15 protein-coding genes are annotated in these 24,666 nt (G+C 56.8%); 7 read left to right on the top strand and 8 right to left on the bottom strand.

The features are described from left to right. Window positions 1-17: 17 nt before the first annotated feature. Window positions 18-449, bottom strand: coding sequence for a hypothetical protein (locus RS9916_RS02400; RefSeq protein ID WP_007097605.1), 432 nt, complete (start codon window positions 447-449; stop codon window positions 18-20). A gap of 341 nt (window positions 450-790) precedes the next feature. Here RS9916_RS02400 and RS9916_RS02395 point away from each other — a divergent pair, with 341 nt between their 5' ends. Both RS9916_RS02395 and RS9916_RS02390 read left to right on the top strand, forming a co-directional pair. Then, window positions 791-2,098, top strand: coding sequence for a diacylglycerol kinase family protein (locus tag RS9916_RS02395; protein ID WP_007097604.1), 1,308 nt, complete (start codon window positions 791-793; stop codon window positions 2,096-2,098). 41 nt (window positions 2,099-2,139) lie between these two features. Next, complete coding sequence (locus tag RS9916_RS02390) at window positions 2,140-3,642, top strand: metallophosphoesterase (protein WP_071961591.1); 1,503 nt, start codon at window positions 2,140-2,142, stop codon at window positions 3,640-3,642. 23 nt (window positions 3,643-3,665) lie between these two features. Here RS9916_RS02390 and RS9916_RS02385 read toward each other — a convergent pair whose 3' ends face one another. From RS9916_RS02385 to RS9916_RS14755, 5 genes are all read right to left on the bottom strand, one after another. Continuing rightward, window positions 3,666-4,472, bottom strand: a complete 807-nt coding sequence (locus RS9916_RS02385) for a hypothetical protein (protein WP_007097602.1) — start codon at window positions 4,470-4,472, stop codon at window positions 3,666-3,668. Window positions 4,473-4,553: 81 nt separating this feature from the next. Next, a complete protein-coding gene (locus RS9916_RS02380) occupies window positions 4,554-6,638 on the bottom strand; it encodes a 4Fe-4S binding protein (RefSeq protein WP_038024060.1) in 2,085 nt (694 codons plus the stop codon). A gap of 96 nt (window positions 6,639-6,734) precedes the next feature. Further along, entirely contained in the window at window positions 6,735-6,881 is a 147-nt protein-coding gene (locus tag RS9916_RS14290; protein ID WP_156777454.1) for a hypothetical protein, read from the bottom strand. Window positions 6,882-7,117: 236 nt separating this feature from the next. Then, window positions 7,118-7,831, bottom strand: coding sequence for a hypothetical protein (locus RS9916_RS02375; protein ID WP_007097599.1), 714 nt, complete (start codon window positions 7,829-7,831; stop codon window positions 7,118-7,120). A 2,087-nt stretch (window positions 7,832-9,918) separates the two neighbouring features. Continuing rightward, window positions 9,919-10,131 (bottom strand): hypothetical protein, encoded by a 213-nt coding sequence (locus RS9916_RS14755; RefSeq protein ID WP_198003385.1) that lies wholly within the window; start codon window positions 10,129-10,131, stop codon window positions 9,919-9,921. A gap of 935 nt (window positions 10,132-11,066) precedes the next feature. On the opposite strand from RS9916_RS14755, the gene RS9916_RS15235 reads away from it, so the two are divergent. The 3 genes from RS9916_RS15235 to RS9916_RS14745 all read left to right on the top strand — a co-directional run bounded on the left by RS9916_RS15235 (window position 11,067) and on the right by RS9916_RS14745 (window position 15,374). Continuing rightward, window positions 11,067-11,198: a hypothetical protein gene (locus tag RS9916_RS15235; protein WP_255346322.1), complete on the top strand. Its 132-nt coding sequence runs from the start codon at window positions 11,067-11,069 to the stop codon at window positions 11,196-11,198. 321 nt (window positions 11,199-11,519) lie between these two features. Then, window positions 11,520-11,666, top strand: coding sequence for a hypothetical protein (locus RS9916_RS14750; protein WP_007097596.1), 147 nt, complete (start codon window positions 11,520-11,522; stop codon window positions 11,664-11,666). A gap of 3,498 nt (window positions 11,667-15,164) precedes the next feature. Next, a complete protein-coding gene (locus RS9916_RS14745; protein WP_198003383.1) occupies window positions 15,165-15,374 on the top strand; it encodes a hypothetical protein in 210 nt (69 codons plus the stop codon). Window positions 15,375-15,790: 416 nt separating this feature from the next. On the opposite strand, the gene RS9916_RS15060 is transcribed toward RS9916_RS14745, so the two are convergent. Together RS9916_RS15060 and RS9916_RS14740 are read right to left on the bottom strand one after the other, a co-directional pair. Further along, window positions 15,791-15,928 carry a hypothetical protein gene (locus tag RS9916_RS15060; protein ID WP_232199503.1) on the bottom strand — a complete coding sequence of 46 codons (138 nt, stop codon included), beginning with the start codon at window positions 15,926-15,928 and terminating at the stop codon, window positions 15,791-15,793. Window positions 15,929-16,368: 440 nt separating this feature from the next. Next, window positions 16,369-16,545, bottom strand: a complete 177-nt coding sequence (locus RS9916_RS14740) for a hypothetical protein (protein ID WP_198003382.1) — start codon at window positions 16,543-16,545, stop codon at window positions 16,369-16,371. Between the two features lie 146 nt (window positions 16,546-16,691). Between RS9916_RS14740 and RS9916_RS14735 the strand changes: the two genes are divergently transcribed. Next, window positions 16,692-16,928 carry a hypothetical protein gene (locus tag RS9916_RS14735; protein ID WP_198003381.1) on the top strand — a complete coding sequence of 79 codons (237 nt, stop codon included), beginning with the start codon at window positions 16,692-16,694 and terminating at the stop codon, window positions 16,926-16,928. A gap of 20 nt (window positions 16,929-16,948) precedes the next feature. Further along, window positions 16,949-24,666: hypothetical protein (locus tag RS9916_RS14715; protein ID WP_038023102.1), on the top strand; the 7,718-nt coding region annotated here is incomplete at its 3' end.

Genomic DNA, 24,666 nt, shown 5'->3' with positions numbered 1-24,666 from the left:
AGCAAGAAAAGCGATCGCTAGCGCATGAACTCCATACAAAAGGTGCTTTGCTTGGCCTTGTAGCAATTTTGCTTTCCTGGCAATCGAGTGGCATCACCATAAGCATTGTCATTGCGAAACACACCATTGACTTCAGGCCCCGCATAGTCACGGAACCAAAAGTCCTTCAACACCTGGTCGCCAATGGTCCCGCTTCCGTTCCACCACCACCAGGGAACGCCACCTCCGTAGCAGCTCCCACTGCTGTATTGATCAGGCTGATCGCGGCAATAGGCAGGAACCCACCCACCAGATGTCCCTTCGTGGGTCAGTTTGGTCCATGCGTTGAAACAACCAGCGGCCGATTCACGCTCACGGCCACACGTATAAGTCCGCTGCCCATCAGGGGATAGGGAATCAGGAGCAGCGCCTGATGCCAGCAACAGAGCGATCGAGATCACGGCATGCATGGCAACTCCTTCAGCTGCGACGAAAAGAGGGACTGTCCCCACTGATAGCCACAGCCAACCAAGCCTCCAAACGTGTGCAGGGTTCTGCACCGTGCTCAGGCAAAACGGGCGGACAAAAATTGCAGGGCGTTGGTCCTGTTCGTGCACAAATCAACGCTGGCGATGATTCCCCGCCAACAGAGCCGCTAACTCTGGAGAAAGCATGGTGGTCGCCAATGCATCGGATTGAGCTGAGCCAGCTGAAGGCAGGAGTGATGGCGATGACGGCGATCAACACGCCCATGCATCGTTCCGACTACTGAAGCCTGTCGAATCCCTCTCCAACACCACCAGGCTCCGCCATGCCCTCGACCCTCGTCCTGAACGCCGATCCAGTGGTCTGCCCCGCCCTTGGGACCTGGATGACCAACAACACCCAACTGCTATCAGGATTTTCACTCCTGATCGGGGAAGACGTGATTGAGGAACTCAAACGGCGCCATGACTTGGGCGGACTCTCAATCACCCCCTGCCGAGCAATTCGGGAGGGTGGCGATATTGCAATTGCAGCAAGAATCCTGGAAGGAGAAATCAGTGGCCTGGTGCATTTTCCAGCGCCAGCGGATCAGCAGGGCCGTGATGTCCTTGCCGAGCCTCTTGTTCGTGCAGCCCTACTCTGCGATCGCCCCATTGCCCTGAACCCAGCGACCGCCTCTGCCCTACTTCAAGGAGTCAAGCGGAGTCGGCGGGGGTACTTGATCTTTAATCCAGTCGCCGGCCAAGGGGACCCTGATCAAGAACTGGCAGAAATTCGCAGCTATCTTGAGCCACAATTCATGTTGCAGGTCTGGACAACGCGACCTGATCTCGATCCTGCCGAACAAGCCCAGGAGTTAATTAAAGAAATCACCGCGATTAATGCCGAAGGTGAAGGCGATTCGATCATCATTGCCTCGGGCGGTGATGGAACCGTTGGAGCAGTGGCCAGTGCCCTCAAGGGCAGTGATATTCCACTGGGCATCATCCCTCGAGGCACAGCCAACGCCTTTTCGGTGGCGCTGGGCATCCCCACTGGTGTGAAAGCAGCCTGCACCAATTTGCTACTCGGCAATCTGCGACGCGTCGATGTGGCGTTATGCAATAACCGCCCCATGATCTTGCTGGCGGGTCTTGGCTTTGAAGCTGGAATGGTCGACAAAGCCAGCCGAGAGCTGAAAAACATTCTTGGCCCCATGGCCTACATCTTGTCTGGGGCCCGCCAGCTTGTGGATCAACAACCCTTCCAAGCGACCTTGCAGATTGACGGCCAGGAACACCATGTGGAAGCGAGTGCCATCACCGTGGCCAATGCCGCTCCAGCCACGTCGGTGACAGCCCAGGGCTTTGGTGAGGTGATTCCCGACGATGGACTTCTCGAAGTGATCATCGCATCACCCAAAGATCGCATGGGCGGTTTTTCGGTGATATCAAGCCTTGCGTGGTCTGCCATCAGAAACAGCAGCGCGGACAACAGTGATCTTGCCTGTTTCCGAACCCGAGAGATCAAGATCGACCTCAAAGAATCACAGAAGCTTGTGGTCGATGGAGAAATCATCGACGTGAACAGCGTGAGCTTTGAGGCACAACCTGGTGCTTTGCAGGTTGTCGCGCCCATACCCCTCACCACGTGAATTTCGCGAGCGATCCCTCAATTGAGCGCAAGATCAGCCAGATGCGCAGGCGCGTGCGCTGGATGCATCGAGAGCTGACGCGACGGGGCATTGATCAAACCCGTGTTGTGATCAACGACAACAACGACAACAACGACAACCCCACAACGCACGACGCGTTTCACTTCCTGGTGCTCGGCGACAGTGGCACTGGCCGTCATCGACGCCATAGCCCACCCCGTCGCATTGCAGAGCGCCTTCTCCCCCACAAACAGGACGCCGCCTTTTTGCTCCACACGGGAGATGTGGTCTATTTGGTTGGTGCAGCTGATCAGTACCGAGGCAACTTTCTGAAGCCCTACCGGGAGTGGCTCCATCATGGTGAGGATTGGAAGACTCTCAGCCATCAAAGGCTGGTCTTCAACAAGCCATTTCTTCCCGTCCCGGGAAATCATGACTACTACGATCTTTCGATCCCTGTGGCGTTGCTCGCGGGCCTCACTCTGCCGTTGAGGCGCCATCTGCAGTGGATGCACGACATTGATGCTGGTTGGCGCGGATCAGGGCAGGGAGAAACCTATGCCCACGCATTCCTAGATGTACTCGCCGACATCCCCCTCGCCCATCTGGGCGAGCACCTCGATCGCCACTACAACGCCCCATGGGATGGGGAGCGATGCCTGAGCTACCAGCCAGGCATCATCACGCGACTCCCCAATCGCTATTACCGCTTTCGGCATGCCGGTGTTGACGTGTTTGCCATCGATTCGAACACGCTGTTAACCACAACCAAAGCCGAACCAAAAAGCATCAACTGCCGGAGTGAACTGCGCACCCTTGAGCAACAACAAGCCAAGATCTACAGAGATTTAGCCAATAGCAATCTCAGTGAGGAACAGCGTGATGCCCTTCATGATGAACTCGAAACTCTGCAGGAAGCTTGCTTTGATCTTCAGCGGCGAAGCAGGCCCAAGGCATCGCTTGATCATGCACAACTGAGCTGGCTCAAGCAGGGCCTGATCGCATCGCATCGCGATCCGACCACACGTGGACGCATTTTGACGATGCACCACCCCGCCTATGTGACTGAAAAAACAAAATGGAATCAATCCGATACCAAGGCGATTCGCAACCACCTGAGAAATGTCTTCGACGATGTGGCATCAGCCCTTGGAAACGATCTGAATTCGCCTCTCGTGAATCTTGTTCTCAGTGGCCATGCCCACTGCATGGAGGTGCTGCGTACCCACGACACCGGGCACGCCGATCGCCACATCAACTGGGTGATTTGCGGAGGTAGCGGCTATGGACTGCGCCCACAACGGCGTGAAGGACCTGAACTCATCGAACACAACGATGAAGGAGGCACGAGCGTGATCGCCAGCAATCAACTCTTTATTGGCCGGAACTGGGATGGTTCGAAGGCAGGCGATGCCTACAGCGGACTGCGCATCGACATTTCGGAAGGGAGACCGCTCACGATTCGATTGACGCCGTTGGTGTCGTGCCGGTCCAGCGAAGGGTGGGTGGATGCTGATCCCGAGCCAATCACGCTGGGGAGATGACGCCTGGGCACAACCAGCGTGAATCAGTTCGATTTGCGCATCGCCGTGTGATCCGCCTCCTCCTTCTTCAGGCCCGCCTGCAGCGCATTCACTACCCGGTGAGCAATGGTCTGCAACGTGGCGTGACGCGTGCGTGGATTGCGCAAGTCGGTCTCTAGAGCCCCCTCCAGCATTCCAATTTCCAGCATCGAGATGCCACGGCGCGGTGCTCCGAGCATTCCTCTGTAGTGATAGGGATACCCGCCGAATTCATCGGCAAGGGCTTCATCCAACACCGAGAAGCCATAGGCCACCGCTGGGATCACACCGGGGCCGATGCCATGGGGTGCATAGGCGTCGTAGTGAATTTCCAAGGCATACCCACCACGAGACGCATGCTCACTGCCCACGCTCCAATTCGTTCGGGGATCCTGTTCGTTGGGAATCGTGCGCACGCCCGGGTCATAGAAACGCATGTTCAGACCCTGTCTCTTGCCTTCCGCAACCACGGCCTTGGCGGTGAGCAGATTCCAATAGAGCTCATCCGTCATTCCGGCTTGCATCGGCGTCGCACCCCCCACATCCACTGCACGCCCAGGCGTTCCAGAGCCCATCATCTTCTGGGAATCGGCATGGCCTGCCATCACCAGGATGGGCAGGTCAGCCTTTGGGTGCGTCGTGCCAATCCAATTTTTAACGCGTGATCGCCTGACCGGCATCGGTGGCAACTTGGGCTGAAGGCGATGTGCCCCTTTGGGCGGAGTCATGCTCTCGAGAATCTCCGTCAGCCCAGCCTGAGCAGGAGCTCCGACCGCGAACAGCGCCAACAGAAGCGGTGCGATGCGACGCATGGGATTCAACGCGAGGCACCCATGGTGCACGCAAACCTGTTGTTCCGCACGCCGATGGCTGGAAACAGACGAATCAACCTGTCATGCCGCCACCAACCATCGACCCGCGGCAGCCAGCACCAACGCCAAACCGGAAGCGCCCAGCCATGCGCTCCGATGGGTCGCCAGCTGCCGGCGCAAGAGCACCATGCTCATCGCCAAGCCCGACACCACCACCAAGGTCTGGCAGAAACCGATCACATGGGGATCCGCACGCCATTGGGGCAAAGCGCCTTGCCATGGCATGCCGAGAGGAGAAAGGCTGACTGGCAAAAGGGCTCCTGCCTCCCCCATGCCAATGGGGAGATGGCGCGCCAGCAAGAGGCCCCAAACCAAGGGGAGCAAGCCATACAGAGTGCGCCGCAGACGCTGAGCACTGAACAGGAACTGAGCGACACCAAAGAGCGCCGCTGGGATCGAAATCGCGACACAAGCGATCGCAAGACGGGGCAACAACGGACCCTCCACCAAGCTGGCTGGTGCCCAGGGCCACCAGCCCAGAAGACGGTGCCAATGATGCAGACAAAGATCACCGGCGAGCACCAGGATCAAGGCAGGTTCGCCACGAGGGGCTTCCATCTGGCGCTGGATATCCGCGGCCGGCGGCCTCAGGGCCAATTGAACGGAGCGATGGGGACAGGCCTGAGCGCAGGTCAGGCACAGCACACAGTTGCGGTTGTCCTGTAAGTGGGCGGGATGGGTCCCGAGCGGACAACCCGTTGTGGCCATGCCTTCTCCGTCCGCAGGCCCGCCCTTGAAGCAGGCATAACTGCTGCAACTGCCGCTGCAGGTGCCCACCTGGGCCCGCAGCTCCAGCACCGAAAGCTTGGCGAACAAACCGTTCATTCCACCGATCGGACAGAGATACCGGCACCAGAAACGCTTTTCGAAGCGAAGTGAGCCAATCACGGCTCCTGCGGTGATCACCAACAGCAGGCAACTGCTTAACCAGGCCGTGTTCTGCAGATTCCACACCTCTTCCCAGATCAGGATCAAGGCAAATCCAGCCGCCAACAGCGGTGAGGCCCAGTGGTCGTGATCCCCACGGGGCCAACGGGATGGCTGCCACCCCACCAGACGTGCGAGACGTTGAGCGATCTCCCCCCACACCATGAATGGACAGAACGAACACCACAACCGCCCCACCAAGGGGAAGCCCAGCAGGATCAACGGCCACCACCAGGCCCAAAACAAATTGAGGGCACCGCTGTGGTCCCGGTCCTGCGGCCCAACCCAGAGCCACACGTTGACCAGCACGAACAACCAACTCACCAAACCGAATAACAACGTGTTCCAGAGCCATGGAGCGCGCATCCACTCCCTCAGCTGAGGCTTCCAACGCCAGATGTCGAAGCGATAGAGCTGTTGACGGGGTGGCGTCCAGAACACGTCCTCCGGAATCAACAAAGGAACAGATCCGCCCTCCTGACGCCGGATCTGTTGCAGAGCCCTGTAGATCAGGGTTTCCAACTCCCGCAGATTGTTGGGGAAGTCGTAGGCCTGCAGCCGCTTGACCACCACATCAGGCACCAGTGGAGCCTGGGCCCAACCCAGCTTGAAGCTGCGTTGCCGCACGCCGTAGCGCAACCACTCCCCCAAATCCTGTCGGCGCACCCTGAGAGGAGGCACCCTGATCAACGTGCAGCAGCGCTCAAACCCTGGACTAACGGTTTCGGAGGTGAACAACAGCCGGCCGCAAAAGCCACCTTCCCCACGAGCCAGTGCCAACAATCTCCTCTTGAGCTCCGTGGGCACGCGTTCAAGTTGATCGATCAACAGCGCTCCATCGCCAAGCAAATCCAACAGCGAAGACCCGGGAGGATCGCCCGCACTGCCAAAAAGGTCGCTGCCATCCGGCTTCAGCAAGGCGCCATCAAGCCGCAGCATTAACCGCTTGCGGTCAGGAGATCCGAAATGGATCAGAGCCGCGAGATTGTCTTTTTCAAGTCCAGGTTCCCCAAAGATCAGCACCGGCTGACGCTCACGATCAGCAGCGGCTTGACGGATGGCATCACGCAGATTGCGGGCATAACGACTGCTGCCGACCACACCACGCCGCGCCCGCCCGACCACGTAGGGCGCCAATTTTTGCAGCGGTTGCAGCGGATCAGGAGGGAAGGAGTCCAAACCACCCACACGGCCATCTCCAGTGTGCTGATAGCAACCGATCAAAGCCACGATCACCACGAAGCCTGGCTCTGCTTGGTCGTTCTCCTTGCCGGCTCAAACGTCGGGCGCATCCACTGGAATGGTCTCCAAAATGACCTCGCTTTGCTCCAGCTGAAAAAGCTCGAGATAGGCCAGAGCCGCAGACAAACCGATGCAGCAGCAGAGCTGAATGCCTTGAGCGTCGTAGATGCAAGTGATCATGATCAAACTCCAGCTTGGGGAACAGTGGTCTTCGACTCCTTCAACGTCACAGCTGCAGAGGTGACCGAACTTGGGAGACGTGGTGACCCTGGGAGCAAGAGCTGGTGAAAATCGAGTGAATGAAGCCCGATCAGGCCCAACAACCTGGTTTGAGTAGCGCGCTCAGCAGGATTGCAAAAAAAGGGGCCTTGAACGAATCAAGACCCCCCTTGTGTTGCCAATACTTCAGCTGAAGCTCACTTGGCTGGTTTGGACGGCGCTGGGGCAGGTGCGGCAATCGGAGACGCAATCACCAGGTTGCGCGCATCGTCTCCCGATTGCTCAGTGAGGAATTGCACCATCTCCGAGAGGGAGTAGGCCTTAAGCACAGTCGGCGACTTCGCGCCTTGATTGCTGCGATTGACCAGCAACGCCATTGAGGTGAACGTAAAAGCGCAGGGCACCACAGTCGACGACTTACCAGCCTCCGTTTGGGTGATCCGAACCAAGGGATCAGGGCAAAACACATAGGGCTGGCTCTGGGCCATGGTGCGCGCCTCCTGAGATTTCACACCCTGTTGAAGCTGGAGACCAACCACTGCAGGGATCTGCGCTGGATCTGGCACATAGGCCTTGGTCAGATCTGAGTCTTTCTCCTTCTCCGCAAGGAAAGCCGCTTCGAACTGAGTCAGCGACAACGGAGCCACACGAAACTCTCCCGTATTGCCTGGACGCTTGCGCCACTCACCGGCGAAGAGTTCGGCGGCGAGGGGGGAGAAGAAGGCCAACATGCCCACCTTCTCAAGAGGCATCAGCTCACCGGTTTTGCTGACCGGTGTCAGCACGGTGACGTCGTTGAACTTCGCATCAACAGCGGCCGGTTCGAGCGCAAACGCACCAGAGCCAAAAAAGGAGGTTCCGGTCAGAACCAGGGAGGCTGCTATCGATCGAAAGAACATGTCCGGACCCATGACTGGCGCGATTCAAGCAGTGGTCACCAGCGGAAATGACAGATACCCGCATTTGCACAAAAACTGTCGCTGGACAAGCAGATGACTCTTATGGTCACCCGGTCGCAGTAGGTCATGAAACGTCGCACCTCGTCGGCTTTAGCTCTCCTGCCCGCATTCCTGCTGATGGCAGGAAAAACGACGAGTGTGCTCGCCCAAACCCAAGAGGTGGGCTCTGGTAGCTATTCATCTCCCTCTTACCAGCCATTACTTCAAGGGGAAGGCAGTCCAGGCAACTCGCCTGGCTACGACCCCTGGAGCACAACGGGCAAGGCAGGGGGTACGGGGGGTACAGGCCCCTCAATCACACAAACCGTCAATGGCTCTTACGGATCACCCGCTGGCTCCAATTCCGTCGGCGGCAAAGGCGGCACTGGTGGTACGTCAATCGGTAGTGGAGGACCTGGAGGCCAAGGTGGTGCACCAGGCAACGTGCAAGTCACGATCAACAGGGGTTCATCAATCAACATCCGTACTGGACTGAACGGAAGTGCCGCTGCGACGGCTGTTCAAGCGGTTGCAAAAGCAGGAGATGGCGGGCCCGGTGCTGGCGGTGCATTCGCAAGTGGCGGCGGCGGCGGAGTTGGTGGTAACTCCACCGGCAAAACGGCAAGTTTGACGATTGCGAGTGGCGGAAGAGTTGCAATCTCAAATTCCGGAAATTCTGGAGCACTAGGGGCTCTGGCCCAGAACACCGGTGGTGTTGGCGCCGATGGTGGTGGTGCTGGATTGTTCGGCGGTGGTGGAGCCGGCGGTGGTGGAGGTCAATCTGGCCTAGCTCGTGCGTCGAACTCAGGCTCCATCACTGTCTCTTCAGCTGGGAATGCTGGGGGGGCAGGGATCCTGGCTCAGTCCGTTGGTGGTCAGGGCGGAGCAGCCGGAAGTGGAAACTTCTTTGTGACGTTTGGAGGGCTAGGTGGTACTGGAGGCAGCGCTGGTCAAGTTCAGGTCTCCAACGCAGGCACAATCTCCACGAGCGGAAATAGTGTGCCTGGCATTAATGCGCAATCCGTTGGTGGAGGTGGGGGATCAGTCCCGTCTTCCGTAAGCCTCACAAACCTTGGTGCGGCGAAAGGTGGAGCCGGCGGTGCAGGTGGTTCTGCCAGCGTCTCAATGACGTCTGGAAGCATCACCACCAACGGCAACAACTCTCAGGGCATCATCGTTCAATCCATTGGTGGTGGTGGTGGTGCCATTGGCTCGATGACATCCCTCATCACCCTTGGCGCTTCATCGGAAGCAGGATCGGGTGGCAATGCTGGGGACGCATCGGTCTCATTCACTGGCGGGACGATTTCGACAGGACGAAACACCAGCAACATCCTCTCCAGTGGAATTCTTGTTCAGTCCATCGGTGGTGGTGGTGGCAGTGCAGGCACGAGCTCAGGAATCATTGCCTTCGGCGCCCAAGGAGGACCAGGGGGGAATGCAGGTACAGCTTCTGCATCATTAGCGAATGGAACAATTAATACCTTTCAAAACTATGCACCTGGCGTCATTGTGCAAGCCATCGGTGGTGGTGGTGGAAACGGCGGTAGTGCTGCCTCAGCAGGGGTAGGTTTCTCGATGTCGGTTGGTGGTGGCGGAGCCAGCGGTGGCCGAGGTGGGACCGCAAGGGTGACAACTCCAGGTGGCAATCGTGCCGTCAATATCAACACTCAAGGTGAAGCTTCACCCGGATTACTCGTGCAATCCATCGGTGGCGGTGGCGGAAACGGCGGAGGTTCAGTCTCTGGGACCTTGGGGGCTGGTGTATCAGTCAGCGTCGCTGTAGGCGGTGGTGGTGGCTCAGGAAACAGCGGTGGGTCAGTCTCTGTAGGCACAGGAGGCACTCCATTCGCCGCAAATATCACAACGACAGGCAATTATTCCCCGGGCATTCTGGCCACAAGCATTGGTGGAGGCGGTGGTTCAGGTGGTAGTAGCGGAAGTGTTGCACTTAGTGCTGGGGCCAGTATCGCAACCAGCGTTGGTGGAACGGGAGGATCAGGAGCCAATGCAGGACCAGCAACCGTTATTGCCCAAGGAACAATTGTCACCGAAGGGTTTCAATCACCAGGTATCAATGTTGCTTCGATTGGAGGTGGCGGTGGCTCAGGTGGTTCAAGTCTGTCGATCTCAGCTGGCGCAGCATCAATAGCTCCATCGGTCGGCGGTTCAGGCAAAGCCGGTGGTAGTGGCAACACAGCGTCTGCCACGTTTAGAGGAACGTCAATCACCACGAAGAACGAATACTCACCTGCTGTATCGATCACCAGCATTGGAGGCGGTGGTGGATCAGGTGGAAGCTCTGGATCACTATCAGCATCAGCGTCTGTGAGCATTGGAGCTGCTGTTGGCGGACGTGGCTCTTCAGGTGGCTCTGCTGGCTCAGCCATTGGCAACATCAGCGGAGACCTCAACACCTATCGCAGCTTTTCTCCTGGTGTTGTGATTCAGTCAGTTGGTGGCGGTGGGGGCAATGGAGGCTCCGCAATAACCGGAAGTTTCAGTGCAAATCCTGTTGCGAGTGGTTCCGTAGCTGTTGCTGTTGGTGGCTCCGGTGGAAGTGGTGGCCGTGGTGGCTCCGTTAATCTGACCTACGGCGGTGGTTCCATCAAAACTGGGCTCTATACAACGAATCCTGTTAGCTATTCCCCGGGAATCCTTGCGCAATCAATCGGCGGCGGCGGCGGAAATGGTGGTGCAGCGGCTACGGCCAGCGTTGCGGCAGGTGGCTCTGCCGGGGTGACAGCCAACTTCGGCATTGGAGGAAGTGGTGGAAGCGGCGTTCAAAGTGGATCTGTCACGGTAACCACAACCTTTGAAGGTTCCGATGTCATTAAAACCCTAGGGAGTTTTTCACAGGGAATTCTTGCTCAATCCATCGGCGGCGGCGGCGGTCAAGGCGGATCGACTCTAAATCTTCAGTTCTCTGGCAGTGGCGGAGGCTCCGTCAACATGGGAGGAAGCGTCGGCGGGAGCGGCGGTTCAGGCGCAAATAGCGGAACCGTCACTGTCAACACCTCAGGTGGAAGCATCATTACCGAGGGCAATAATTCGGCCGGTATTTTTGCCCAATCAGTTGGAGGCGGGGGTGGTGCCGGTGGCTCCGTCTTAAGCATCACAGGAGCAGGAGGATCTGCGGCTGGAGTTAATGCAAGCGCCACGATTGGTGGGTCTGGAGGAGGTGGAGGCAGTTCCAGCACCGTCAAGGTTGACGCTGCAAGCTCAATCCAAACAACAGGTTTTCAGTCGTACGGAATCTTTGCTCAATCTGTTGGCGGTGGCGGTGGAGCTGGAGGTAATGCCGTCAGCGGAGCAATTGCCGGAGGAAGTGCCGGTGTAAACGCAAACTTTGTACTGGGCGGGAGCGGCGCAGGCGGCGGTACTGGCGGAGTTGTGAATGTTACGTCGAGGGGTACCTCGATCACCACAGCAGGCGAAAATGCATCCGCAATCCTGGCTCAATCCATCGGTGGAGGCGGTGGAGCTGGTGGTACTGCCATGAACTTCCAACTCGCTGGTGGCAGTGGTGCAGTCAACCTGGGAGTGACACTGGGTGGCAGCGGTGGACGTGGCGGCTCAGGGTCGAATGTTTCAGTGACCAATAGCTCGACGCTGATTACAACGGGCAAAAATGCGATGGGTATCTTCGCCCAATCAGTCGGTGGATCAGGTGGAAACGGAGGCAATTCAATTAGTGGTTCAATCGCTGTTGGTGGAAGTGGTGCAATTAATGCCGGGGCGACTGTTGGCGGCACAGCTGGAAGCGGAGCACGCGCCGGCAGTGTCACTGTCAACAACACTGGCCTAAAAATCACCACATCAGGCAATCAATCGGCTGCATTGCTTGCACAGTCGGTGGGTGGATCTGGCGGTACTGGCGGATCGGCTCTGTCTGTCTCATTGTCTGGCTCTGGGGGACCAGCCATCGGGGCAAAGGCCGCTGTCGGCGGAAAGGGTGGCAGCGGGGGCACAGCAGGCAATGTCAACGTCACCAACAGCGCAGCCATCGAAACAGGTGAAATAAGAACGGACTCCAATGTTGGCGAATATCTTGCTGGCATTTATTCCTATGGAATTTTCGCGCAATCGGTTGGCGGAGGCGGTGGTTCAGGAGGAAATGTTATTCAAGCCAATCTAGCTGGCGGTAATAGTGTTTCAGTCACTGCAGGTGTCGCCATCGGTGGCGGTGGAGGAAGCGGCAATTCAGCCGGCTCAGTAACAGTCAACAACAATGGATCAAGCATCACAACCCTTGGAGATTATGCAGCGGGCATTCTTGCCCAATCCATCGGTGGTGGCGGTGGTACCGGCGGAAGTTCGGTCAATGTCAATGCATCGGGCGGCAGCACCGCTGTCTCAGCCGGAGTAACACTCGGGGGAGGCGGAGGATCTGGCTCAACCGCAAGCACCGTTGAGGTAACGAACTACGCAACAATCAAGACCGGTAAAATTTACGACTTCAATGTTTATGGATCGAATGCATATGGCATTTTTGCTCAATCCGTAGGCGGCAGTGGCGGAGCCGGTGGAGAAGCAATTAGCGGAAATCTTGCACTGTCCACAGGCACGTCTGCAAACATCGGAGTCAACCTAGGGGGCAAAGGTGGCAGTGGCGGCAATGCTGGAAACGTCACAATCAATAATTTCGGCAATATCACGACTCTTGGCGACCAGGCGAGTGCCATCTATGGCCAGTCTCTTGGCGGTGGCGGCGGTGTAGGTGGGCGGGTGATCAACGTCCAGCTCAGTGGATCAAAAGGAAATTCGATCAATGGCGGTGTCAATATCGGTGGCTCGGGCAACTCAGGTGGTAGTGCTTCAGTTGTCAACATCACAAACTCTGGAGACCTGAAGACAGGAACAATTCTCAAAAAAGAGGACGGTAGCTCGATCATCATCGGAAGTCATAGTCGCGGAATATTTGCTCAATCAGTAGGAGGATCGGGTGGCGCAGGTGGTGCCGCAATCAACGTTCAAGTATCTGGAAGCTCGGGTGCCAAAACCGCAGTAAATGCGGCAGTCAATATCGGCGGAAGTGGTGGAACAGGCGGCATTGGTGGTGATGTGACTGTCAACAACACTGCAACTTCAATAACAACAATTGGAGACTTCTCAACTGGAATTTTAGCTCAATCGCTTGGCGGCGGAGGCGGCACCGGAGGAAACGTTTATAACATCCAAGGGGCGCTATCTATCGGAAAAGATGGAAAGGCGTTCAATGGAGGCATAAGCCTTGGCGGAAAAGGTGGACAAGGGAACAGGGCCGGAAATGTAGTGGTCACCAATTCCGCGACAATTAATACCGGGAAAATTCTAGATGACAACGTTTACGGAAATAATTCCTATGGCATCTTCGCCCAATCAGTCGGCGGCGGCGGCGGCGCTGGTGGCAACGTGCTAAACATTCAGGCATCCAATGGTGCAAATCTAGGGGTAAGCCTTGGTGGTGAGGGCGGTGAAGGTGGAGTAGCAAAAAATGTCACTGTCAACAACACTGGATCAATTAAAACAGTAGGCGGGAAAAGCTCCGCTATTTTCGCCCAGTCTTTAGGAGGGAAAGGAGGCAGTGGTGGTCAATCGGTATCCGTTCAGCTAGCAGCAAGCAAAGGCCAAGCCATCAGCGCGGGGGCAAGCGTTGGCGGCAATGGTGGCTCAGGTGCTAACGCTGGTGATGTCTCAGTCACAAACAGCGCCCCTTTAACAACAGGTGGAGCTTTTTCGTACGGAATCTTTGCCCAATCAGTCGGTGGCGGCGGCGGCGCTGGTGGAAGCAGCACCAATGCACAATTCACCGTCTCTTCAGCAAAATCAACTTATAACCTAGGGATTAACGTCGGCGGTCAAGGTGCAGGAGGCGGGAAGGGAGCAAATGTATACGTCGAGAATACCGCTCCATCAATCATTACGTCAGGCAATTACTCAACAGGCATATTTGCTCAATCCGTTGGTGGCGGAGGCGGCGATGGTGGCAGCACATTAAATATGCAATTCACCGGCTCCAAAGATGCGGCCAAATCAACTGGAAACAGCAACACAATTACTGGTGGCTTAAATATTGGCGGAACAGGGGGAAGCGGAAATTCTGGCGGTTATGTTGAATTGTATTCAAGCTCGGATATTCTTACTTATGGTGATTTCGCCTACGGAATCATTGCCCAATCCGTGGGCGGCGGCGGTGGTACGGGTGGTTCCTCGGTGAGCTATCAGGGAACACTATCCGTTGGCACGGACCCCAAAAAACCTACAGCAGGCAAGTCTCGACCTCTGTCGCTTGGAGGGAATATTGCAGGCGCTGGAGGCAACGGAGGAAAAGCTGGCAATGTGAAAGCCAGCGTTTCTGGCAAAATCAATACCTTTGGTGATTCGGCGACGGGTTTTCTTGCTCAATCAGTTGGTGGCGGTGGTGGTGCTGGTGGCAGCACAACATCCTTTAACTTCACATCAAATAACGCTCTCAAATTGAGCGGAAGCCTCGCGGCTGCAGCAACAAAAGACTCAAAATGTTTTGGTGCACTTCCAGAATCATGCGGAAGTTATTACAACAACGCAGTCAATCTCTACTACAACTACAAATCTGCTGAAGATACAACTGCAAAAAAGGGAGCTCAGGCAGGTCCAAAACTAATGGGTAGTGTCAACCTTGGTTTTGGTGGCAAGGGAGGCACCGGCGGAGTTGCTGGTGACGTTGAAGTCTTTAGCATTCCAAATGAAAAGCTAGAGATCAATACCCAGGGCAATCTTGCGATGGGGTTCATTGCCCAATCAGTTGGTGGTGGTGGTGGTAATGGTGGTAGCACTAGCAATACCAGTTTCAACTCGGTTGGTTCAGAACTTAGTTTTGGTGCAGCGGCACAGGTCGGTGGAGAGGGAGGAACTGCAGGTAATTCTGGCAACGTGACAATTGAACTTTATGATTTCGATATCACAACCAAGGGCGATAGCGCTACAGGATTTCTAGCTCAAGCGGTCGGTGGCGGTGGCGGTGCGGGAGGTGCTTCACAAAATAATAATAGTGGTGGAGCAATGAACCTTGGCTTCTCAATGGGAGCCAAAGGTGGTGCTGGTGGCGATTCAAAATCGGTGATTGTTAAAGCAACAGGAAATATCACAACATCCGGGAATAACGCTGCTGGTCTCTTTGCACAATCTGTCGGCGGTGGTGGTGGGCTTGGAGGTGTAGCTAAATCCAGCACGAGTGCCTCAGCACCATCCGCCAATCAATTTGATTATTCCGGCAGCAGATCTGTGATGGGAACGCTGAAGGGTGGTACACAATCTTGGGCGAAGCAAAAAAATATGGCTTTAGGTGCTGGCGTTAGTAAAGCTGGTGAAGGTGGCGGCGGCGGCAACTCGGGAGATGTCAATGTCGATTTCACTGGAACAGTCAGGACTACGGGTAACTCCTCAGATGCAATTTTCCTTCAATCTGTTGGTGGTGGCGGTGGAGCCGCTGGTCTTTCAGAAAGTGCATCCTCAACCAGTGGCGGAGGTAGCGTTACAGGCGCTGTTGCCGTAGGCCTTGGTGGCACTGGTGGCGGTGGTGGAGATGCTGGAAATGTCACTCTCACAATGACAGGTCCTGGACGGGTATTTGACACTCTCACGGTTACGACTTCAGGAGTGGCATCTAAAGGAATCGTTCTTCAAAGTGTTGGAGGTGGCGGCGGTCGTGCAGGGGCTGTCAAAACAACAACAACAGAAGGAACCGATGCAAAGTTAAACCTTGGTTCAGCAACAGCCAAGGCTGGAGACGGGGGATCGGGCGGAAAGGCAGGGAACGTAAAGCTGATAAGCTCATTCAACAAGTTAGCTCCACTTAAAGTCACCACGACGGGAGATAATTCAACTGGAATCTTCTTGCAGTCAATTGGTGGGGGTGGCGGTATTGGTGATGACACCACCACCGGTCAGGCGACTGGGGTTCTTGATGTCTCATCGTTGTTTGGAAGCCAAGGCGGCAATGGAGGAGATGGAGGTAACGTCACATTTTTGGGCGGCGTCAATATTGTCACCAAGGGGGAAAGCTCCGATGGAATTACGCTGCAAAGCATTGGCGGAGGTGGAGGCCAAGCCGGATCTGTCAAAACAGACGCATCGAACTCAAACCCGCGGGATGTGTTCACAAAAATGGGGACCTATATGTCTCCAACTGGTTTTATTTCCTCTGTAACCAAGCTTACGTTTGGTGGTTCCTACGGGAAGGCCGCTAGCGGCGGTGGTGGAGGTTCCGCCGGCGACATATCTGGTGAATTGCAAGGTTCGATCACCACGTTTGGGGAAAACTCCGTTGGTCTATTCGCGCAATCCATTGGTGGTGGTGGCGGCATCGGAGGCACAGTCACTGAATCTGCAGCCGATAGCTCTGCAGGCGTGATCGGTTACGCCAACATGACCAATATCTCCATGGGAGGAGACGGCGGAAATGGTGGAAATTCCGGAACAATCAACCTCACGACGCAAGATCAACTCACAATTCGAACATCTGGAAGTGCTTCACACGGAATGTTGCTTCAAGCCATCGGTGGTGGTGGTGGATCAGGCGGAGCAGTAATTGGTGCAAATATCAAATCTGCAACAGCCAACACGACAGCGGCATTTGGATCAACTGTTAATACACTTTCAAGCGAAAATGGATCCTTTGGATCAGGTGGATCTGGCGGATCAATCACGTTTGGATCTGCACTCAATCCGGCTGATCTTTCGATTACCACCACTGGTGCTAACTCGATTGGCGCTCTTCTCCAATCCCTCGGCGGTGGGGGTGGAAGCGGAGCCACAGTTAGTGAGAGTCAGGCCGGAGGCAATCTGAATTCATCATTCCTGTTTGGCAGCGATGGTGGAAAAGGAGGCTCCGCATCATCGATCAACTTCTATGCAGACGGTAATTACTTCACATCTGGAACAAATTCATATGCGGTTCTTCTCCAATCCATTGGTGGTGGTGGTGGTCAAGCTGGAACAGCCATTGCCAATGCATCCACTTCCGCTTCCACTGCTGATTCACTGTTCTCCTTTGGCTCATCCGGCAACGCAAAAACCGGCAGCGCTGGCGGCTCCGGTGGAGCGATAACTTCGTCCTTCTCCGGAAATGTGGAGACTTGGGGTGAAGCATCGATTGGCTACCTAGCGCAATCCATCGGTGGTGGTGGTGGTGCAGCAAGCACCGTCACCGGAACTAAATCGGCAGCTGATTCCGTCGCCTTGAGCGCTCAATCTTCCATCAATCTCGGCTCTGAAGGAGGCAAGGGTGGAAATGGTCAATCCATTTCATTAACAACACCCGAAAAACTCACAATCAAAACAGGGAATAGTTCACTAGCGACAGGCACCGGTGCCCATGGTCTGCTGCTTCAATCGATCGGAGGTGGTGGTGGTATCGCCAGTTCCGTGATCGGCGGAGATATGGCAACAACGTTATCAAACTCCTCCTTTTCCCTCGGTGCTACAGCTACCTCAGGCGGAGGGAATGGCGGCGGTAGTGCTGGATCTGTCTCACTCGGAACTCCCAATCAAATCGCCGATTTAGCAATCCAAACTCTGGGTGATAACGCCAATGCAGTATTCCTCCAATCCATTGGTGGAGGTGGTGGTATCGCGGGTTACGTCAACAACGCTGATGCTGGCGGCAATCTTTCCTCCACGTTTGCGATCGGAGGTGACGGTAGCAATGGAGGTACAGCTTCCAAGGTGAATTTCAACGCAAAGGGTACTTTCATCACCTCTGGGGTCTCTTCCTATGGCGTCCTGCTCCAATCCATTGGTAGTGGTGGTGGTCAAGCCAGTGCAGTCATCAGTAATGCTTCACCCTCTGCCTCCTCCGCCCAGTCCTCATTTTCATTGGGCTCAATTGGAACGCCGTTGACGGGGTATTCAGGTGGTCGCGGTGGTGACATTTCTGTTTCCCTCTCCGGGAACGTCCTGACCCAAGGTGATGGCGCTGTCGGTTTCCTTGCCCAAACCATTGGTGGTGGCGGTGGCGCTGGAAGCTCAATCATCAACTCACCACAATCAGTTTCCCTCACTTCATCCACATTCCTCGAAATGGGTGCCAATGGAGGCAATGGTGGAAACGGTGGATCCATCACTTTCAATGTTCCCCAACAACTCACAATCAGCACTGGAAATGTCTCACTCGGGCAGGGCACAGGAGCCCACGGTCTGCTACTTCAATCCATTGGCGGTGGTGGTGGATTGGCAAGTTCCGTCATCAATGGCGCGATCAACACGTCCTCAAGTGCCTCATCATTTGAATTAGGTGGATCGGCTACCAGGAGTTTTGGAGGTGGCGGTGGCGCCGGCGGCAATGTTGCTTTGGGATCGTCCAGTCAGGTCGCAGATTTAGCAATTCAGACAGTTGGTGATGGAGCCAATGCTGTCTTCCTCCAGTCCGTTGGTGGCGGTGGTGGCATCGGTCAAATCATCAATAAAGCTTCAGCTGAAGGAAATCTTGGCGCAGTCTTCTCCATGGGCAGTCGAGGTGGAAGGGCAGGAGCTGCGGGCGTTGTATCCGGGTATCTCGACGGCACCTTCATCACCCAAGGAGATCTCGCTTATGGCGTTCTTCTTCAATCCATCGGCGGTGGTGGTGGTCAAGCCGGCGCGCTGATCTCCAATGCTTCGGCATCCGCTGAAACGGGGAATGCAATCTTCAACATGGGCAGTCTTGTGGGTACAAGCCGCTCCTGGGGGCAAACCGTTCAAGGCAGCATTTCAGGGAACATCTTTACTTCTGGAGAAAACTCGATCGGCTATCTCGCCCAATCGATTGGTGGTGGCGGCGGTATCGGTAGTTTTGTTGCCAATACAGACCAATCAGCAGGCACCGTCCAAGTTCCAGTCTCAACAGCGGTCAACTTGGGCGGAATTGGGGGGCCTGGTGGTTCAGGCGGAGCCATCAACATCAGCGTTCCCGCTCCCCTCACCATCGTCACCGGCAATGCAACAACTGGTGCCGGAGCTGGTGCCCATGGTCTTCTGCTCCAATCCATCGGTGGTGGTGGTGGTCAAAGCGGATCCGTATTCGGTGCGAACCTGCTCTCGAGCTCCTCAACCTTCAACTACGCGCTTGGCGCAACTGGCTCACTCACCACGAACGGTGGCGATGGAGGTCGTGCCTCCTCAGTCACCCTTGGCAGCGCTTCGCAGGTCGCTGATCTCTCTATCGCCACTGGTGGTGATGGCGCCCACGCACTCTTCCTCCAGTCCGTTGGAGGTGGTGGTGGTGCTGTTGGCGCCATCAATGAAGGCGCAGCTAGCGGCGACCTTTCAACCTCCATGACGATGGGTGGTGCAGGTGGCACAGGCGGACGCGCTGGCGCCGTCAAGCTCTTTGCTGATGGCACCTTCATCACCGAAGGGGCTGGTTCCTACGGCCTGCTTCTCCAATCGATCAGTGGTGGTGGTGGCCAAGGTGGCTCGATCACCGCCAATGCATCTCCTTCTGCAACAGACGTCAATTCCACCTTTGCCTTTGGTGCCAATGACGCCCAGAGGGGTGGCAACGGCGTAAGCGGTGCAGCCGATAACGTCACGGCTCTTCTGTCAGGGAACGTCTTCACCACAGGGATCCAGTCCACGGGTGTTCTTCTCCAATCCATCGGTGGTGGCGGTGGTGCGGGTGGCTCCATGACCACCACAGCAACCGACAGTGGCAACACCACCTATTCCGCCTCTGCCACCTTCGCGATGGGTGGCAAGGGAGGTGGCGGATCAAACGCAGGTGACGTGTCTCTCACGACCAATGGCTCCAAGACACTGGGCGTTGCCACCGCAGGTGAGTCAGCCACCGGCATCCTGCTTCAGTCCATTGGTGGTGGGGGTGGCCAAGCCGGTGCCATCCACAACAAAGCAGCAAATAGCACCACCAATGCCACCCTCGGTGGCTTCACTGCAGGTGCGACCGGCGCTGGCGGTGGAGGTGGAAACAGCGGCTCAGTGAGCCTGATTTCCGAAGACCTCGTCATCACCACCACGGGCAACAACGCCATCGCTCTGATGGCTCAGTCAGTCGGGGGTGGCGGCGGAAGTGTGGTCAACAACGTCAGCGACGTTCAAGCCGGGAACGTCAACGTCAATGCAGCCATTGGCGCCAGCGGTGGTAACGGCGGCAACAGCGGTGCCGTCAACCTCAACATCCAAGACGGCACCATCCTCACCTCTGGCGATAACGCCACAGCCCTCTACGTTCAATCTGTGGGCGGTGGTGGCGGTAGTTCCAGCAGTTTTGTTGGCGGCACCTCCTCTTCCACGATCACAATCAATGGAACGGTCGGCGGCTCTGGTGGTTCCGGCGGCAACTCCGGACGCATCACCATCAGCAACGCCGCTGACATCCAGACCCTTGGCGACAATGCTGTCGGCATCTACGCCCAGTCGGTCGGCGGTGGTGGTGGTGAGGTCTCCCTGGCCACGCCTTCATCCGGCGGAGGCAACACGATCGGCGGCACCCTCCAAGTCGGTGGCACAGGCGGTAGTGGCGGCAACGCCGGGAACGTCTCCGTCAGCAACGACGGCATCGTCGTCACCAATAAAAGCCAATCTCACGGGATCTTCTCCCAATCCATTGGTGGTGGGGGTGGTCGCATCAGCATTGCCACTCCAAGCGGAACGACCGGCACGGATGCCTTCATCAGCTTTGGTGGATCCGGCGGCGACGGAGGCAATGGTGGCAATGTTTCCGTGACTAACTCAGGGGTCATCGATATCAGCGGCGCTGCTGCCTATGGCATCTATGCCCAGTCTGTCGGCGGTGGTGGTGGCTCCCTCTCCAGCACCGCCGCTATGAAAGCGTCCCTCGGGGGCTCAGGAGGCTCCGGAGGTAATTCCGGCAACATCACCATCAACAACACGGTGGATGGTGAGATCGTCACCCGCGGAGACAACGGCATCGGTGTCTATGCACTCGCCATCGGCGGCGGCGGTGGTGACATTGGTAGCAGCCAAGGCGCCCTCAGCCTCGGTGCTTCAGGTGGTGAAGGTGGCCGTAGCGGCACGATCACCGTCACCAACAACGGCAATATCACCACCTTCGGCAGCGGTTCCTACGGCGTTGTTGCCCAATCGATCGGCGGTGGTGGTGGTCGCGCCACGGTCAACATCAACCAAGGCAGCCTCAACCTTGGAGGTTCCGGAGGTTCTGGCGGCGATTCCGGAGACGTCACCCTCCGCAACACCGGAAACATCATCACCAGTGGTAGCTCGTCCATCCCCGTCTATCTCCACAGCATTGGTGGTGGTGGTGGTGACGTCCAATCCGGTTTCGGTGATGCAACCCTTGGCAGCAACGGCGCCACCGGTCGCTCGGGGACTACCAAGCTGACCAACACCGGAACTCTGCAGTCCCAGTCAGACTTCTCACCGGCGATCTTGTATCAAGCCATCGGCGGTGGTGGTGGTTCCGCGGACAGCGCCAATGGCACGGTCCAACTCGGATCACGCAATGCCAATGGACTCCAGTCCGCCCAGGCGATGACGCTCCTCAACCAAGGAAGCCTCGCCACCCTCGGTCGCTATTCGCCCGCAATCGTTGCCCAAGCCATCGGTGGTGGTGGTGGCCGCGTCGGCCAAACCTCCGGCGGCAATGTCACCATCGGCAGCATCGCTGCCAAGGCTGGCGCAGATCTTTCAGGTGGTGGCATCTCCATCGCCTCTTTAGGAGCAAGCCTCTCCACAACAGGCGATTACAGCCAAGCTCTGTCCGCTCAATCCATCGGCGGTGGCGGTGGCTGGGTCGGTCCAATCGAGGGGACTCTCACCCTCGGGGCGCAAAACAGTGCTTCCCTGATGGATGGTGGCGCCATCACGGTCAGGAACCGTGCCGTCATTCTCACCACCGGCAACAGCTCACCTGGCATCAGCCTCCAGTCCATTGGTGGTGGTGGTGGTTACACCGGCCAGGTCGACGGTTCCGCGCAATTCGGCAGCATCAGCAGCTCCGGTAGCCAAAACGCAGGCAGAGTCTCTCTCAACAACTCCGGATCTGTTCAAACCAACGGCAACTTCAGCCCACTGATCAACGTCCAATCCATCGGTGGTGGTGGTGGCCGCGCTGGCGACATCGGCACCACCCTCAACCTCGGTGCCGTCAACCTCATTGGCGCATCGGCCAATGGCGGTGATGTCACCGTCAACAACACCGCTGACCGCTTGATCAGCCAAGGCCTCAGCTCTCCAGCACTGCTCGCCCAATCCATCGGTGGTGGCGGCGGTGCCGTAGCTGAGGTCACCGGCAACGTGACGATGGGTGCCAGCGGCATTGGCATCGCCAACGCCGGCTCGGTGCGCGTCACCAACTCCAGCAAGATCCAAACCTCCGGCAACAACTCCATCGGTCTGCTAGCTCAGTCCATTGGTGGTGGTGGTGGTGTCGCCGGCCTCTCCGCGGGTGACGCCGTCATCCTTGGCGGCTCCCTAATCGGCAATGCCTCGGGTAGCAGGGTCTCTGTCACCAACACAGGTGACATCACAACCACGGGCATCAATGCCGCTGCACTGCTCGCCCAATCCATCGGTGGCGGTGGTGGTGCAGCTGCCAAATCTTTAGGCACCCTCAGTCGCCTCGGTGCAAGCGCTGGAAACATCACCAACGCCGATTCTGTCTCTGTTGCCAACCGCGGCGTTTTACAAACCGCTGGTAACGGCTCACCGGCTCTGATGGTTCAATCCATCGCCGGTGGTGGTGGCTACATCGCAGAAACCAACGCACTCTCGAGCTACAACGTCACGCTCGCTGGAAGCAATCTCACCGAGGCCAATGCCGGTGACGTCAACCTCACCAACCTCGGCGCATCCCTTGTCACCGTTGGTGCCTACAGCCCAGCACTCGTCGTCCAATCCATCGGTGGTGGGGGTGGTTGGTCTCTGCTACGCAGCACACCCAACGCACAGCTCGGCAGTGAAGCGGGTTCCTCACTCCAGGGCGGCAATGTCACCCTGACAAGCACGAGCACGATCGGAAGCGCAGCTGATTACTCCACCGGTGCGGTGATTCAGTCCGTCGGTGGTGGTGGTGGCGTCACCGGCAATGCACTCGGCAACGTCAGCCTCGGAGCTTCAAAAGTCAGCGGCAACCTCAGTTCTGGATCGATCAGAGCCACGCTCACAGGGAACGCCATCACCGAAGGTAAAAACTCCGCAGGCATGGTCGTTCAAAGCATCGCCGGTGGTGGTGGGTTCGGCGCAGAAATAACAGGTGATGCGGTACTCGGCATGACCAGTGCTGCTGCAGGAACCGCCGACGCAGGTTCCGTGACCTTCACAGGCAATGGTGAACTCGCTCAAACAAAGGGAATCGATGCACCGGCGCTCGTGATCCAATCCATCGGCGGTGGTGGTGGTTGGATTGGCAATGTTGGTGGAAATGCAAGCCTCGGCGCCACACAAATTGGATCCACCAACGCTGGATCAATCAATGCCAGGGTGAATTACCAAGCGATCCAAACCACTGGTGCTAACTCCACAGGCATCTTGGCCCAAGCCATTGCTGGTGGTGGCGGTTTCACCGGTAGTACCACAGGCAATAGCCTCACCCTTGGCGGCACGATTGCAAGCAACAGCACAAGCAATGCCGGTGATGTCAACCTCACCAATGAAGCTGTCATCATCACTTCAGCAGGTGTTGATAACACTGCTGGTATCAACTCTGCAGGAATCATCGCCCAATCAATCAGTGGTGGTGGTGGTGCATCGGCGACCAAGACAGGTGAGACAATCAGCCTCGGAACGATCTCAACGGCAGCAGCCAATAGCAGCCTGCCCATCATTCAATCCGGCGCTGTTTCCGTCACCAATCGCGGAATCATCAACACGAGCTCGGTGGGCTCCGCTGGTCTAATCGCCCAGTCAATTGCAGGGGGAGGCGGCTACATATCACAGACAGGCGAGAACAATGAATATGCCGTCGTTTACGGCAGCAATGGACGTATCAATGCCGCCGCTGGTGATGTCACCCTCAGAAACACCAGTGCTCAGATCATCACCACCGCCAATTCCTCTCCCACACTCGTCGCTCAATCCATCGGCGGTGGCGGTGGCTTCGCGCTACTAACTGGTAGCGGTACAGGCACAACACAACTCGGCAGCAGAAACAACTCAGGCACCTCCACTGCCGGCAACGTTGATCTCACCGTTAACTCTCTTCTCCAAACTCAGGGCGATTTCTCCACTGCTCTCACCGCTCAATCCATCGGTGGTGGTGGTGGTTACACCGGCAGTGCCTTTGGTGATGCCGTCTTTGGCGCACTCCAAGTCAGCGGCAACCTCAACGCAGGAAACGTCAAGGCCTCTCTCACCGGCAACGTCACCACAACCGGCAACAACTCATCCGCTCTGGTCATTCAATCCATCGCTGGTGGTGGTGGCTTTGGTGCTCAAGTCATCGGCAACGCCACTCTCGGCATGACCAGCTCGGCATCGGGCACCGCCAATGCAGGCTCCATCAACTTCAGAGGCTTCGGTGATCAGGTCGTCACCACCGGCAATGACGCCCCTGCAATCCTTCTCCAATCTGTCGGTGGTGGTGGCGGCTGGATTGGTGATGTCGGCGGCAATGCCAACCTCGGCGCTACACAAATTGGCTCCACCAACGCTGGCTCCATTGATGCTGCGATCAACTACACAGCCATCCAAACCACTGGCATCAATTCCACTGGCATCCTTACCCAGGCCATCGCCGGTGGTGGTGGCTTCACAGGACGCACAACCGGCAATGTCCTCACCCTTGGCTCCACCATTGCTGCCAACAGCACAAGCAATGCCGGTGACGTCAACCTCACCAACAACGCCACGATCAATACCTTCGGCCTCAGCAC

Origin of the sequence: Synechococcus sp. RS9916, assembly GCF_000153825.1 — a bacterium.
In the GTDB taxonomy this organism is placed as follows: domain Bacteria; phylum Cyanobacteriota; class Cyanobacteriia; order PCC-6307; family Cyanobiaceae; genus Synechococcus_C.
The sequence above is the reverse complement of the archived record's forward strand: the minus strand, read 5'-3'. Positions and strand labels throughout refer to the sequence as shown.